This window comes from Ruegeria sp. CDSB117, assembly GCF_059611005.1.
This window is the reverse complement of record NZ_JBXWOS010000004.1, coordinates 112,267-126,202: the sequence shown is the minus strand read 5'-3', so window position 1 is coordinate 126,202 and position 13,936 is coordinate 112,267. Positions and strand designations below refer to the sequence as shown.

The window sequence follows — 13,936 nt, the reverse complement described above, 5'->3', positions numbered from 1 at the left end:
TCCCCTTGTCGTCCTGTGCAAGAACGAAGGGGGTACAAAGTCGTGGTTAATTTCCGGTTTTTGGTGCGGGCGCGCTTTAAACGACTATTAACCCTCGGCTCAGGGCCGTTGCGATAGCATGAGTTGTGTTTTGCGCACCCAGCTTGGCGCGGGCGCTTTCGATATAAACCCTCAGCGTGTGTTCCGAGATCGACAAGGAATGAGCGACCTGTGCCCTGCTATAACCCAGGGCGAGCAAGGTCATGGCGTCCACTTCACGCGGCGACAATCCACGTGCAGAATCGGGCTGACGGTCACTTTCAAACTCCAACGCCTTTCGGTTGAAGTAATGCGCAATCAGGATCAGTTCGCGCCCATGCGTTTTGATGAACTTCTGCCAGGTGTCATCGTCACAGGTATGATTGACGGTAAACAAAGCGAATTGGCCATTCGGGCCGCGGATCGGAATGGAATAACCTTGATTGCCAACGCCGTGCTCTAATGCATCCTTCAAAAACGTCTTGGCAACCTTGCCCGACCAATCCAGCGTCTTCCAGTCCACCGGATGAAACCGTTGGAAACAGCCCAGTATGACCGGATCAATTCTGTGATAGTTACGCTCGCGGTACCGTTCGGCCCAAACGTCGGGATAGGTGGTATAGCCGTATTGATCACCGGCCCCGTCGACCCAATGGTAAATCAGGTTTTCAATCTGCAGCCTGTCCCGCAGGCGAATGGCGACTTCGCTTAGTTCGTCAAGCGAGCTGGTGTTTTCCAAGTCCTCCAGAACCTGGCTCATATCGAGTTTTGTTGCCATCCGCTGGTGCCCGAACCTCATTCTTTCTGGACGAGATTTCGGCTGCGGCGATCAGCTTGGTGTCATCCAACTGCTCGGCAAGCGCGGTCAAACCGTTTTCAACAGCAAAGGCGCTGAGGTCCGACAGTACGTCCAGTATCCACTCATTTTGCGCCATCAGCGTCTCTCCGAAACGGTTAACGAAGGGTTAACACAACCATAGCATGAGGAAGTTTTTTTGGCCTATTCACTGATTTCTACTCCCCAAAAACAGCGGGGTATTTTCGCTTAAGCCTTTAAAAAGGCTAAGACCACCGCCCAAAAAGAAACACCCGCGAGCCAGAAAACCGATTCGCGGGTGTTTTGGATTTTGTCTGAGACGAAGTTAGTCGCGTGCGGCCAGAACCTCTTCCAAGGTGCGCATCCCGGTCTGTGGAGCCTGAACCAGCACCGACATGTTGCCCGGCTTATGCTCGTTCCGCAGCATCTTCATGTGCGCCTCGGGCAGATCATTCCAGGTGAACACTTCGGACATGCAGGGATCCAGGCGACGTTCAACCATCAGCTGGTTTGCAGCCGCTGCCTGCTTGAGGTGGGCAAAGTGCGAGCCCTGCAGACGTTTCTGGTGCATCCACATGTAACGCACATCGAAGGTCAGGTTGTAGCCGGTTGTACCAGCGCAGATCACAACCATGCCGCCCTTCTTCACAACAAAGGTCGAAACCGGGAAGGTGCTTTCGCCGGGGTGCTCGAACACCATGTCGACGTTGTTGCCTTTACCGGTGATGTCCCAAATGGCCTTGCCGAACTTGCGGGCTTCTTTGAACCACTCGGCATATTCTGGTGTGTTCACTGTGGGCAGCTGACCCCAGCAGTTGAAGTCTTTGCGGTTCAGAACGCCCTTGGCACCCAGACCCATGACAAAGTCACGCTTGCTTTCGTCTGAGATCACACCAATCGCGTTTGCACCTGCGGTGTTGATCAGCTGGATCGCATAGGAACCCAGACCACCCGACGCTCCCCAAACCAGAACGTTCTGGCCCGGCTTTAGGTCGTGTGGCTCATGACCGAACAGCATCCGGTAGGCAGTCGCCAGCGTCAGCGTGTAGCAAGCGCTTTCTTCCCAAGTCAGGTGCTTGGGCCGCGGCATCAGTTGCTGGGCCTGAACATTAGTGAACTGCGCGAACGAACCATCGGGGGTTTCATAGCCCCAAATCCGCTGGCTGTCCGAATACATCGGATCACCGCCGTTACAATGCTCGTCATCGCCATCATCCTGGTTGCAGTGGATGACGACCTCGTCACCAACTTTCCAGCGGGTCACTTTTGAACCAACGGCCCAAACGATGCCCGACGCATCAGAACCGGCAATGTGGTAAGGTGCCTTATGGCCGTCAAAAGGCGAGATCGGCTTGCCCAGCGAGGCCCAGACGCCGTTGTAGTTGACGCCTGCAGCCATGACCAGAACCAGCACTTCGTGACTGTCCAGCACGGGGACGTCTACGACTTCCTGAATCATCGCGGTGTCCGGGTCGCCGTGGCGCTCCTTGCGGATCGCCCATGCATACATTTTCTTGGGCACAAAACCCATCGGAGGGATTTCACCCATCTCATAGAGGTCTTTTTCCGGTGCCTCGTACGACGCGATGCCGCTGTCGGTGTCCAGAGCCATGTTGGCCTCCTTCAGTTCTAAACCTTTGCCGCGATGCAGAATCGCGTGCATTAACCGATGGAATATTGGCCTTTAGGAAATAATGCAACCGAAATCGGTGCTGTTTTGTAACTTTATGACCCAGCGGATGCAGAAATTTCCTTCGCATCCGCAGCATTTCCCTCATCTGGTCCAATCGGAACCGAGGCTGCATAATACTCCAGAAGATCAACCCTTTGACCGGACAGGCATATTTTCCCGTCATTGCGCCTGAGAATTCGCCGTTCGACCAACTGATCAATCGCGGCTTCAACCGATGTCTGGTTCTCTTGGTCCGTCATTCCATTGCGACGCATGAGCTCGACAATCACCTGAACGGCATCGGCCTCCGACATCTCTTTTTGCTTTTGCATTAGCCAACACGCGGCGGGTACAGGGACCAGCGGGATGGCAGCGCGGAGTCGCGTCATCAGGTCACGCGCCAAATCGGTCATCAGATCGCGCTGATGATCTGCCCGAAACGCCCGCAAGGAAACGGGCTGACCATATCGGACCGAGGCTAGGCCAAATCGTTTGTAGCGCCCGATCACGCGCCGCCAGATTTGTTTGAGGATCCATCTGGTGATTACGCCGATCCGCGCGCGAAACCGTCGTTCATTGCCTAATGCGGCACGCGTCAGAACAGTATCTTCGAGCACACGATCATAGTTCAGCGCCACGGGGACGAATACAACATCGCGGCCCTCTTCCGAGGTCCCGTCAATAATATATTTGAGCAAACCCAGCTTTGGACGACCCAGGGCACCAGTCAGACTTAGCCCACCTTCGGGGAACATGGCCTGCGTCACTCCTGCCGCGGTCGCGTGGCGCACATAACAGGACAACACCTGACGATAGAGATCATTGCCGGACTTTCGCCGGATAAAATAAGCCCCCATCGCACGGATCAGACGGCTAAGGGGCCAGACACGGGCCCATTCACCCACCGCATAAGAAAGGGCCGAATGTTGCGCTGCGAGGTAGGTAACCAGCACATAGTCCATATTGCTGCGATGATTCATGACGAAAACCACCGTGGCGTCGGGGTCGATGTTTTCGACAGCGTCTTCGTCCTGATAGCTAAGCTGCACGTGATAAAACGCATTGCTCAGCAAACGAGCCAGACGGATCGCAATGCTGAAATAGGCAACGGCTGAAAACGAGGGAACGATCTCACGCGCGTATCGCTGCGCTTGCTCGAACGCCACAGCATCGGGGACACCCGTTTCGCGTGCGTGATCCTGAACGGCCTGACCAACCTGCGGGTCATAGATCAGGCGCTGAATCATATCGTGACGGTGTGCCAACTTGAACGGCTGGATCGGCCGCTTCAGGCGCGTGTTCAATCGTTTCACCGCTCGTTCGAGTCGACGCCTGAAAAACCACCGCACCGACGGGAACAGAAAATGTGATGCCAAAGTGACCACGGCAAACACCAGGATCAGCAAAAAAAGCCAAAGCGGAAGTTCCACGGTCTGAGTCATGCGTGCACCCTGCCACCAAACGCTGCGTCCTACAATCTGAAGAACCTAATATGCCGCGACGCAGCGAATTGACATGTCCCGAAAATTGCGCTTTAGAGGCCGGGAACGTAATTTTCTTGCCCAACCGAGACACGAGGTCCAGCTATGACGCAGACGCAGAAAGATCGCCCCTGGCTCATCCGAACCTATGCCGGTCATTCCACCGCCAAAGCGTCGAATGCGTTGTATCGCGGGAACCTCGCAAAAGGCCAGACGGGCCTTTCAGTGGCCTTTGATCTGCCCACGCAGACCGGGTATGACAGCGATCATACACTTGCGCGCGGCGAAGTGGGCAAGGTTGGCGTACCCGTCGGCCACCTAGGCGATATGCGGGTTCTGTTCGACCAGATTCCGTTAGAACAGATGAACACCTCGATGACGATCAACGCGACAGCGCCTTGGCTGCTTGCGCTCTACATCGCTGTGGCCGAGGAACAAGGCGCAGATATCTCCAAGCTGCAGGGCACAGTTCAGAACGACCTGATCAAGGAATACCTGAGCCGCGGCACCTATGTCTGCCCGCCTAAACCCTCGCTCAAGATGATCGCCGACGTGGCCGAGTATTGTTATACCAACGTGCCGAAATGGAACCCGATGAACGTGTGTTCCTATCACCTGCAAGAAGCTGGCGCGACACCGGAACAAGAGCTGTCTTATGCGCTGGCCACAGCCATCGCCGTTCTGGACGAACTGCGCCCTCGTGTACCCGCCGACGATTTCCCAGCGCTTTGCGGACGGATTTCGTTCTTTGTGAACGCAGGTATCCGGTTTGTCACCGAAATGTGCAAAATGCGCGCTTTCGTCGATCTTTGGGACGAAATCCTGCACGAACGCTATGGTGTTGAGAATCCGAAATTCCGCCGATTCCGGTATGGCGTTCAGGTCAACTCGCTTGGGCTGACCGAGCAGCAGCCCGAAAACAACGTCTACCGCATCCTGATCGAGATGCTGGCCGTGACTCTTTCGAAAAAAGCCCGCGCCCGCGCAGTTCAGCTGCCCGCATGGAACGAGGCACTGGGCCTGCCCCGCCCGTGGGATCAGCAATGGTCGATGCGGATGCAACAGATTCTGGCCTATGAGACCGACTTGCTGGAATATGGCGACCTGTTCGACGGCAACCCCGCTGTTGACGCGAAGGTTGAAGAATTGAAAGAGGGCGCACGCGCCGAACTCGCCAATCTGGATTCAATGGGCGGAGCAGTAGCGTCAATCGAATACATGAAGTCACGGCTTGTTGATTCAAACGCTGAACGCCTGAACCGCATTGAACGGAACGAAACTGTCGTTGTCGGTGTGAACAAGTGGATCGAAGGCGAACCCTCGCCCCTGCAGACCGAAGATGGCGGCATCATGGTCGTTGACCCTGCTGTCGAACAAGAACAAATCGCGCGCCTGAATGAATGGCGGCAAGATCGCGATGACGCAGCTGTCGCGGCGGCTCTGGCCGCGTTGCGCGAAGCGGCGCAAAACGGCACCAACGTCATGGAGCCCTCAATCGCAGCTGCCAAGGCTGGCGTAACCACCGGTGAGTGGGCCGAAGAAATGCGCAAAGTCTATGGTACCTATCGCGGGCCTACGGGCGTATCGGGCTCGGTCTCGAACAAGACAGAAGGCTTGGAAGATCTGCGAGCTGCAGTGGATGCGGTCAGCGACAAGCTTGGCCGCCGTCTGAAATTCCTGGTCGGCAAACCGGGCCTGGACGGTCATTCGAACGGAGCGGAACAGATCGCATTCCGTGCACGCGATTGCGGTATGGATATCAGTTACGAAGGTATTCGCCTGACGCCGGAAGAAATCGTAACCGCCGCTGCGGATGACGACGCACATGTGATCGGTCTGTCTATTCTGTCAGGCAGCCACATTCCGCTTGTGCAGGACGTCATGAACCGGCTGCGCGAGGCCGGGCTGAATCATATTCCGGTGATTGTAGGTGGCATCATCCCCGATGACGACGCCGCAAAGCTTACTGCAATGGGTGTTGCAAAGATCTATACGCCCAAGAATTTCGAACTGAATGCAATCATGGGCGATATCGTCACTCTTGTAGATCCTCAAAACCTGGCTGCCGAGTAACGCCGGTCAATTTGAACTGATCCTGTTTCTATCCCTGAATAAAAGGGGATAGATAATCCTTTTCTTTGGAATTACGGTGTGCCATCGGTGACGCCGTTAATGACTATTTCCTGGGAGAGGGTGAATGTCGGGGACAAATCTGGAAAATATGTCGCGCAAGGATCTACTTGAATTGCGCGATCAGGTGGAAAAGGCGCTTATTGGCGCAGAAAAACGCGAACGCAAAGAAGCGCTGAAAGCGGCGGAAAAAGCCGCAGCTGAATTCGGGTTCTCTTTGTCGGAACTGTCAAAAGACAATCCGACATCTGGAAAAGCCACAAAAGCGAAATACAAAAACCCCGCCAATCCAGAACAAACATGGTCGGGTCGTGGTCGAAAGCCGCAATGGATTCATGACGCATTGAATTCCGGCGCAGATATTTCGGATCTGGAAGTCTAATTTCTAATTGGAACGTACCCCAAAATGACAATTCATATTGGAGCCGAAAAAGGCGATATTGCAGAAACGGTTCTTTTGCCTGGCGATCCCTATCGTGCAAAATGGGCGGCTGAAACGTTCCTGGACGACGTGAAGAAAGTCAATGACGTGCGCGGCATGTTGGGCTTTACGGGACGCTGGAAAGATAATCCTGTCACCATTCAAGGTAGCGGCATGGGCATGCCATCCTTGTCGATATACGTCAACGAACTGATCCGGGACTATGGTGCCAAAACGCTGATCCGTATCGGCTCTTGCGGGGGCATGCAGGACAGTGTGAATGTCCGCGATGTGATCCTGGCGATGACCTCGACCACGCTTAGCACACCGTCACGCGGCATCATGAAAGAGCTCAATTTCGCACCCTGTGCTGATTGGGGGCTGCTTCAGGCGGCGGCTCAGGCGGCTGCGGCCAAAGGCACGCCAACCCATATCGGCGGCATCTATTCGTCGGACGTTTTCTATGACGAACGCCCAGATCTGAACGAACAGATGGTACGGCACGGTATTCTCGGGGTCGAGATGGAAGCTGCGGAGCTGTACATTCTGGCCGCGCGGCACAATTGCCGCGCATTGGCTGTTCTAACCGTTTCCGATCACTTGCTGACCGGCGAATCTTTGCCCTCAGCTGAACGCGAAAGCAGTTTTGGCGATATGGTTGAAGTCGCACTGCAGGCGGCATTCCCGGCAGCGTAAATGCAAAAACGCAGGGTGGGAAGCCGCCCTGCTTATCCCCGCTATTGACCCTTCAGACATTGAGTTGGCGCGTCGCTGCCCTGCTGCTGTGCGCCACAGAATGCACACACCCAAACGCCTTCTTTACGATGCTGCCGCCAGCGGCAGTCCCGGCTCAGGGACGAGATGCGCGAGCGCCATAGGAAATAGGCAAACACACCGCCTGCCAAGATAAGAAGCAAAATGGGCATGACCAATGCATGACCCATTTTGAGTGCCGGCCGCAAGCCTGACTTCGACTTATGCTGCGTTTGCGTATTCGAAAAGCTCAGGTTCGTGCTTTTCTTCCACCTCTACAGGCTCGGGTGTGTAGTAGGCCCACGCTTGATTTAGAAGCTCCAGAGCTTCAGCAGCGCTCGTTTTGGATTCTAGTCTTTGATTTTGCATCGGAGCGGTCCCGTTTTCGGTCTCATCACTCCTCCCTGATCACAAAGATAGTCTGGATCAGGGGCCATCGCATTACACAAATCTGCAACTGCGACATGCACTTACCGCAAGGCGGCAAGTGCATGATTTTCATACGCTTTAAACTGCGCGATCAACCATCATCTTTTTGATTTCGGCAATCGCCTTGGCCGGGTTCAGACCCTTCGGACAGGTCTTGGCGCAATTCATGATCGTGTGGCAACGATACAGTTTGAACGGATCTTCCAACTCATCCAATCGTTCACCCGTGGCTTCGTCACGGCTGTCGATGATCCAGCGATACGCATGCAAAAGCGCAGCGGGCCCAAGATAGCGATCCCCGTTCCACCAATAGCTGGGGCACGAGGTCGAGCAGCTGGCGCACATCACGCATTCATACAGCCCATCCAGCTTCTTGCGATCTTCGATAGATTGCTTCCACTCTTTCGCAGGACGGTTGGTCTTGGTTTCCAGCCACGGCATGATGCTTGCATGCTGCGCGTAGAAATGCGTCAGGTCAGGGATCAGGTCCTTGACGACCGGCATATGCGGCAGCGGGTAAATCTTAACATCACCCTTGATTTCATCCATGCCGTAGATACAGGCCAGCGTGTTGATCCCGTCGATATTCATCGCGCAGGAACCGCAGATACCTTCGCGGCAGGATCGGCGGAAGGTCAAGGTTGGGTCGATTTCGTTCTTGATCTTGATCAGCGCGTCCAGAACCATCGGGCCGCAGCTGTCCATATCGACAAAATAGGTGTCTACACGTGGATTTTGACCGTCATCCGGGTTCCAGCGATAGATCTGAAACTTACGAACATTGGCCGCGCCTTCAGGCTTCGGCCAAGTTTTACCTGTGGTAATCCGAGAGTTCTTTGGCAGGGTGAGTTGTACCATTTCCGACCTCGCTAAAATCCTGCGTATAGATATACTCGGCAGGCCGGAAAGCCAACCTTTTAACCTTGAAAACACCCAAGAAAATTGGGCAAGTTCACTACAAAATTCCCGCGGTGCACATGGATCGTGCCGCCAAAGAAACGAGTTGAGTTCAGGACAGTGAATGCCGATTAATGTCGTCAACATACCCTACGGCAATAAGAACCCTTACCAGAACATGCTGTATTCGGCCTGCAAGCCAGAGTTCTGCTTGATTGCTTCCAGAAGCGCTCCTTTGTCCGCGTTTGCAAAGGCTGATTTTCAACCCGATCAAAGCATCATTCATATACATTGGGACGACCGGTTGTTCCCCACGCCGGAAACGGAAGAGCAGGCTTCTGATTTTCGGGCCACCTGTGACGGCATGAGACAGTATCAGGCCAATGGCGGGAGATTGATCTGGACCATTCACAATCAGTTTGCGCATTCCGAAGGTTTCAAGACAGATTATTTCCGCAATATCCGCCAGGAATTGGCGGATATTGTCGACCTAGTTCACGTTCACACGCCCCATGCCCGGCAACATATGATTGATGATTATGGCACTGACCCGGAAAAACTGCGTCTCATTCCGCATCCGAGCTATCTTGGTGTTTACGAACCGGCAGAGCAAACGTTGAAACGCCCCCTTCCTCTGCGCGAGCGTACCCATTTCTTAAGCTTTGGAACAATGCGGGGCAGCCGTGAATTGGGGCGGTTGGGAGATGCCGCAAAAAAATTGACTAGTCGCGGGCATGACTTTCAGGTGTCAGTCGTCGGGCGTGTGTATCCGTCCGGCCGCCGCCTGATGCGCCGCTTGCGGTCAAACCGCAATACTACGGTTATGCCTGAACGAATTCCCGATTCCGAAATAGCCCAAGTGTTTTCAAATGCGCATGCATACATGCTGCCGTCGACGACCACGTTTACCTCGGGAACGGCTATGCTGGCGCAGACCTTTGGCTTGCCGATTATCGGCCCCGACATTGATGCGCACAAGCATACTACCCCAGAGGCCTGTCATGATCTGCTCTATCCCGCGCAAAACCCAAGAGGCTTGATCCGCATGATGATGCGTGTACTCAGCATGTCCGATGAGGAGTTGGCCAAAAAACGTCAGGCCTGTCTCGACTTTGCGGTTGAACGCAGCCCGCACCGAATATCCGGCGACCTGAAACGTGCGCTGTCTGAGCTGACCTAGATGCGGTCACCCGTTACACGATACCCGTCGTACGCGTTAAAAAACTGATTTCATCCAAACCTGGCTCGTCTTTCTGGTAAAAGTCATGAAGAATGTTCCGTGCTCACCTTCGGTGGGCACGCGCCGAATAAATCCGCTGTTCTCGCGATCGATGACCCAGCTTTCAATGCCGTTTTCATGCAACCAACGCGCATAACACACATCCACGAATTTCTGGCTGGATTCCACGTACTCGTAGGGCGCAATGTTACGGCCAAGCGCAACCAATGCCTCTGTTCCCAGTCGGTCCACACGCTGCATGTTTTGCAACGGCTGGCCGAACTTAATTGGTGTTCTTTGATGAACGTTTTCCGGAGCTGTACTGGAATAGGTGATCCCATGCGTGCCGATGACCACTTTGTCCGCGTCGTGGTTTTCTAGGCATTTGACCATGCGCTGAACATAATCATCGCTGTAGCTCAAATCGTCGTCGCCCAAAAACGGGCAGTTAGACAACCTTAATCTTGCAAGCATTTAATGGCCGGCTGGCTGACCCACAATGAAGGGCCGCAGACATCATGTCAGCGACCCTTGCTATTTTTCGTTTCACTAATCCGCCGCATGTGCCGTCCGATCAGCGAGCCATTTTAAGGCGGGGTCCGCTTGATCAGAACGTCCGCGCTTTGGGCGCGATTTTCTGCAGGCTGATGCCGCCTTCGTCTTCGGTTGTCAGCGGATCGGCAATGACCGGGCGATAGCTGAGATCGACTTTGTTGCCATCAACACGCGACACTGTGTGAACACGCCAGTTCTCATCATCACGCTCGGTGAAATCTTCATGCGCGTGTGCGCCGCGGGATTCTTTGCGCGCCTCAGCGCCAACGATGGTCGCCAAGGCACTTGGCATAAGGTTGGTCAACTCCAGCGTTTCCATCAGATCGCTGTTCCAGACCAGCGAGCGGTCGCTGACTTTCAGGTCGTCCATCTTGGCGGCGATCGCCGTCATCTTGTCGACGCCCTCGGCCATGGTTTTTGCTGTCCGGAAGACCGCTGCGTCTTCCTGCATGGTCTTCTGCATCTCAAGACGCAGATCGGCGGTCGCGATTGCACCGCTGGCATTGCGTACCGCGTCAAAGCGGTCGAACGCCTTATCGACGGACGCCTGATTCAGCACCGGGTTCGGTGCCTCGGCATCCACAACCTTGCCCGCTTTGATTGCAGCAGCGCGGCCAAACACCACGAGGTCGATCAGTGAGTTCGAGCCCAAACGGTTCGCCCCGTGGACCGAGGCACAGCCTGCTTCACCGACAGCCATCAACCCCGGGACAACGCCCGTCGGGTTATCAGCGGTCGGGTTCAGAACTTCACCCCAATAGTTCGTGGGAATGCCGCCCATGTTGTAATGCACAGTCGGCAGAACCGGGATCGGTTCCTTGGTGACGTCTACGCCCGCAAAAACGCGTGCCGATTCCGAAATACCTGGCAGACGTTCGGCCAGCGCCTCGGCCGGCAGGTGGCTGAGGTTCAGGTGAATGTGGTCGCCACCATCACCATGGCCACGGCCTTCGCGGATCTCCATTGTCATCGACCGGGAGACGTAATCGCGAGGTGCGAGGTCCTTGTACTGAGGCGCGTACCGCTCCATGAACCGCTCGCCTTCCGAGTTGGTCAGATAACCACCTTCACCACGTGCGCCCTCGGTGATCAGACAGCCAGAGCCGTAGATGCCGGTCGGGTGGAACTGAACAAACTCCATATCCTGCAGGGCCAGACCTGCGCGGGCCACCATGCCGCCTCCGTCACCGGTGCAGGTGTGGGCCGATGTTGCGCTGAAATAGGCCCGGCCATAACCGCCGGTTGCCAGCACCACCATCTTGGCGTTGAAGACATGCATCGTGCCGTCGTCCAGCTTCCAGCAGACAACGCCCTGACACTGACCGTCGTCGGACATGATCAGGTCGATGGCGAAGTACTCGATATAAAACTCGGCGTTGTTCTTCAGCGACTGACCGTACAGCGTGTGCAGGATCGCGTGGCCGGTCCGGTCAGCAGCCGCACAGGTCCGCTGCACGGCGGGGCCTTCACCAAATTCGGTCGTGTGACCGCCGAAGGGACGCTGATAGATCTTGCCTTCCTCAGTCCGGCTGAACGGCACGCCATAGTGTTCCAGCTCGTACACAGCCTTAGGCGCTTCACGCGCAAGGTATTCCATCGCGTCGGTGTCACCCAGCCAGTCCGAGCCTTTGACGGTGTCGTACATGTGCCACTGCCAGTGGTCCGGGCCCATGTTGGACAGAGATGCGGCGATACCGCCCTGCGCGGCAACCGTGTGTGAGCGTGTCGGGAACACCTTCGTGACACATGCCGTGCGCAGACCTTGTTCTGCCATGCCCAGTGTGGCGCGCAGACCAGCGCCGCCAGCGCCGACAACAACCACGTCATATTCGTGTGTTTCGTATTCGTATGCAGTTGTCATTTGTTTATTTCCTTACCGCGCGTTTCACAGAGCCAGCTTGATCAGGGCAAACAGCCCGGCAGCTATCAATGTGTAGCCAAACGCCGCGACGGCCATGAGGCTCAGCTTTTCTGCAACACCGTGAACATAGTCCTCGATCGCAACCTGCGTTTCACGTACCAGATGGATGATGACAACGACCATCGTCAGGCCAGTCACAATCGCCGGGAATGGGCGGCTGTAATAGGCCAGAACCTCTTCGTAGGATCTGCCCAAGCCGTTTGCGAAGACGAAAACAAAAAGAGGCACCAAAAGGACCAGAGCGGCCGAGCTGACCATCATCTGCCAGTGATGATGTGTGCCCGCGCCGCCAGCACCGGCACCCTGCGCGCGTTTGCGGTCAGTGAGGTAATTCATGGCCAATCTCCTTAAACCGCAATTGCCGTGATGAAGGCGAAGATGGTGGCCAACACCATCATGCCGATCCCCATCTTTTCGGAGATACCGACATCCACGCAATAGCCCAGATCCCAGATCACGTGACGCAGACGACCCAGCATGTGATAGAAGATCGCCCAGGTCGCAGCGAACATCACCAGATCACCCAGCCAGCTTCTCATCAGACTGTCGATGAAATTGAACGACGCCTCGGATGTTGCAGCTGCCAGGAACCACCAGACGACAAAGAACGCAATCAACAACGATGCAATTCCCGTGATGCGCACAAGGATCGATGTCATCGAAGTCAGTTGGGGGCGGTAGATCGTGAGGTGAGGTGAAAGAGGGCGGTTGCCCCGATTTACATCGGCCATGTTGGCTCCTTTACGTTTGGCTTCCGAAGGTTTTACCGTTTTTTGCCGTTCTGTCACGTGCTGCAGATGCAAAAAAGTTCACAATTGACGCAAAATGACGGATATTTGCATTATGTGATCACACAAAATAAGCTCGTGATCACAAAAAGTTTTCCATCCGTTATGATGTTAGCGCCTACAGACCCGATTCTGTTGTGTGGCTATTTCAGATCAGCGGTTTGCTGGGTCACCTCGCGCAGCAGTTTCTTACGAATCCGCTCGGGATAGTCAGCAAACCCTGAGGCTGAGACGACAAACGCCCCCTCGCCCACGATCACATTTTCGAAGAAATACGCGGTCAGATCCGGTTCGCTTTCTTCAATTGCAATCGCGTTCACCGTCACACCGCGTGTCCGCAGAATTCTGTGTACGTCCGATGGTTCAACCCCCTCGTTCGACACCCCATCGCCAGAGATATCGATCAGGTGGCGTTTGCAATCCGACACCGTATCGAAATAGGACATGGTCGATTCCAGCGCCTCGCCAATTGCGGTGGAAAAGTTGCGCCAAACCCTTGGATCGTTGGCCACCTTCACAGCAAACTGATCAATTGCCTCGAAACTGTCGATCTGTGTCCACGGAACAGTGACCATCTGACGAGAGGACCCTGTCCACTGCACTAGCATCACGCGGGCTTTCCCACGCACCAGCGCCTCGGACACAATTGGATCGCGCAACCCCGCAGCAAGGCCATCCATCTGAATTCGATACTCGGTCGAATCCACCGAGCCTGAGACATCTACAGCCAGCGCTAATGCCAGATCGCAGGCATAAGCGGGTGGCGTCAGACAGGCGCAGGCAACTATCGTGCGAAGCAAGGTCATGACCACAGCCTAACACGATTGGCGCTGGC

Annotated in this window: 13 protein-coding genes and 1 pseudogene; 4 read left to right on the top strand and 10 right to left on the bottom strand. The window is 55.2% G+C overall.

The window, feature by feature from the left end; translation table 11 throughout:
* Window positions 1-76 precede the first annotated feature (76 nt).
* From AC2FJC_RS06965 to AC2FJC_RS06950, 4 genes are all read right to left on the bottom strand, one after another.
* On the bottom strand, window positions 77-796 hold the full coding sequence (locus AC2FJC_RS06965) for a helix-turn-helix transcriptional regulator (RefSeq protein WP_496725845.1): 720 nt from the start codon (window positions 794-796) through the stop codon (window positions 77-79).
* Window positions 735-953 (bottom strand): hypothetical protein, encoded by a 219-nt coding sequence (locus tag AC2FJC_RS06960; protein ID WP_058278773.1) that lies wholly within the window; start codon window positions 951-953, stop codon window positions 735-737. The genes AC2FJC_RS06965 and AC2FJC_RS06960 overlap by 62 nt, the downstream gene beginning before the upstream one ends.
* Window positions 954-1,160: 207 nt before the next feature.
* Complete coding sequence (ccrA, locus tag AC2FJC_RS06955; protein WP_058273680.1) at window positions 1,161-2,447, bottom strand: crotonyl-CoA carboxylase/reductase; 1,287 nt, start codon at window positions 2,445-2,447, stop codon at window positions 1,161-1,163.
* A gap of 113 nt (window positions 2,448-2,560) precedes the next feature.
* A complete protein-coding gene (locus tag AC2FJC_RS06950) occupies window positions 2,561-3,949 on the bottom strand; it encodes a 1-acyl-sn-glycerol-3-phosphate acyltransferase (RefSeq protein ID WP_496738922.1) in 1,389 nt (462 codons plus the stop codon).
* Window positions 3,950-4,090: 141 nt separating this feature from the next.
* Between AC2FJC_RS06950 and AC2FJC_RS06945 the strand changes: the two are divergent.
* The 3 genes and pseudogenes from AC2FJC_RS06945 to deoD form a co-directional block, all read left to right on the top strand.
* Window positions 4,091-6,061: pseudogene (locus AC2FJC_RS06945) on the top strand (protein meaA); the annotation flags it as partial.
* A gap of 124 nt (window positions 6,062-6,185) precedes the next feature.
* The gene (locus AC2FJC_RS06940; protein ID WP_496725841.1) at window positions 6,186-6,500 is read left to right on the top strand and encodes an H-NS histone family protein; all 315 of its coding nucleotides are present in this window, start codon (window positions 6,186-6,188) and stop codon (window positions 6,498-6,500) included.
* A gap of 24 nt (window positions 6,501-6,524) precedes the next feature.
* Entirely contained in the window at window positions 6,525-7,235 is a 711-nt protein-coding gene (deoD, locus tag AC2FJC_RS06935) for a purine-nucleoside phosphorylase (RefSeq protein ID WP_496725840.1), read from the top strand.
* Between the two features lie 564 nt (window positions 7,236-7,799).
* On the opposite strand, the gene AC2FJC_RS06930 is transcribed toward deoD, so the two are convergent.
* Entirely contained in the window at window positions 7,800-8,579 is a 780-nt protein-coding gene (locus tag AC2FJC_RS06930) for a succinate dehydrogenase iron-sulfur subunit (protein WP_058273522.1), read from the bottom strand.
* A 163-nt stretch (window positions 8,580-8,742) separates the two neighbouring features.
* On the opposite strand from AC2FJC_RS06930, the gene AC2FJC_RS06925 reads away from it, so the two are divergent.
* Window positions 8,743-9,798, top strand: a complete 1,056-nt coding sequence (locus tag AC2FJC_RS06925; RefSeq protein ID WP_496725839.1) for a glycosyltransferase family 4 protein — start codon at window positions 8,743-8,745, stop codon at window positions 9,796-9,798.
* 36 nt (window positions 9,799-9,834) lie between these two features.
* Here AC2FJC_RS06925 and AC2FJC_RS06920 read toward each other — a convergent pair whose 3' ends face one another.
* The 5 genes from AC2FJC_RS06920 to AC2FJC_RS06900 form a co-directional block, all read right to left on the bottom strand.
* Window positions 9,835-10,275 carry a hypothetical protein gene (locus tag AC2FJC_RS06920; protein ID WP_496738921.1) on the bottom strand — a complete coding sequence of 147 codons (441 nt, stop codon included), beginning with the start codon at window positions 10,273-10,275 and terminating at the stop codon, window positions 9,835-9,837.
* A gap of 169 nt (window positions 10,276-10,444) precedes the next feature.
* The gene (gene sdhA / locus AC2FJC_RS06915; RefSeq protein WP_496738920.1) at window positions 10,445-12,253 is read right to left on the bottom strand and encodes a succinate dehydrogenase flavoprotein subunit; all 1,809 of its coding nucleotides are present in this window, start codon (window positions 12,251-12,253) and stop codon (window positions 10,445-10,447) included.
* Window positions 12,254-12,277: 24 nt separating this feature from the next.
* The gene (sdhD, locus tag AC2FJC_RS06910) at window positions 12,278-12,649 is read right to left on the bottom strand and encodes a succinate dehydrogenase, hydrophobic membrane anchor protein (RefSeq protein WP_496738919.1); all 372 of its coding nucleotides are present in this window, start codon (window positions 12,647-12,649) and stop codon (window positions 12,278-12,280) included.
* An 11-nt stretch (window positions 12,650-12,660) separates the two neighbouring features.
* Window positions 12,661-13,044 carry a succinate dehydrogenase, cytochrome b556 subunit gene (gene sdhC / locus AC2FJC_RS06905; protein WP_496722960.1) on the bottom strand — a complete coding sequence of 128 codons (384 nt, stop codon included), beginning with the start codon at window positions 13,042-13,044 and terminating at the stop codon, window positions 12,661-12,663.
* A gap of 200 nt (window positions 13,045-13,244) precedes the next feature.
* Window positions 13,245-13,907, bottom strand: a complete 663-nt coding sequence (locus AC2FJC_RS06900; RefSeq protein WP_496738918.1) for a DUF1194 domain-containing protein — start codon at window positions 13,905-13,907, stop codon at window positions 13,245-13,247.
* Window positions 13,908-13,936 lie beyond the last annotated feature (29 nt).

Bases quoted from the DNA above. Each gene is read 5' to 3' on its own strand.
- ccrA (WP_058273680.1), bottom strand. From the start codon at position 2,447: ATGGCTCTGGACACCGACAGCGGCATCGCGTCGTACGAGGCACCGGAA.
- AC2FJC_RS06930 (WP_058273522.1), bottom strand. From the start codon at position 8,579: ATGGTACAACTCACCCTGCCAAAGAACTCTCGGATTACCACAGGTAAA.
- AC2FJC_RS06950 (WP_496738922.1), bottom strand. From the start codon at position 3,949: ATGACTCAGACCGTGGAACTTCCGCTTTGGCTTTTTTTGCTGATCCTG.
- sdhD (WP_496738919.1), bottom strand. From the start codon at position 12,649: ATGAATTACCTCACTGACCGCAAACGCGCGCAGGGTGCCGGTGCTGGC.
- deoD (WP_496725840.1), top strand. From the start codon at position 6,525: ATGACAATTCATATTGGAGCCGAAAAAGGCGATATTGCAGAAACGGTT.
- AC2FJC_RS06960 (WP_058278773.1), bottom strand. From the start codon at position 953: ATGGCGCAAAATGAGTGGATACTGGACGTACTGTCGGACCTCAGCGCC.
- AC2FJC_RS06900 (WP_496738918.1), bottom strand. From the start codon at position 13,907: ATGACCTTGCTTCGCACGATAGTTGCCTGCGCCTGTCTGACGCCACCC.
- sdhA (WP_496738920.1), bottom strand. From the start codon at position 12,253: ATGACAACTGCATACGAATACGAAACACACGAATATGACGTGGTTGTT.
- sdhC (WP_496722960.1), bottom strand. From the start codon at position 13,044: ATGGCCGATGTAAATCGGGGCAACCGCCCTCTTTCACCTCACCTCACG.
- AC2FJC_RS06940 (WP_496725841.1), top strand. From the start codon at position 6,186: ATGTCGGGGACAAATCTGGAAAATATGTCGCGCAAGGATCTACTTGAA.
- AC2FJC_RS06965 (WP_496725845.1), bottom strand. From the start codon at position 796: ATGGCAACAAAACTCGATATGAGCCAGGTTCTGGAGGACTTGGAAAAC.
- AC2FJC_RS06925 (WP_496725839.1), top strand. From the start codon at position 8,743: ATGCCGATTAATGTCGTCAACATACCCTACGGCAATAAGAACCCTTAC.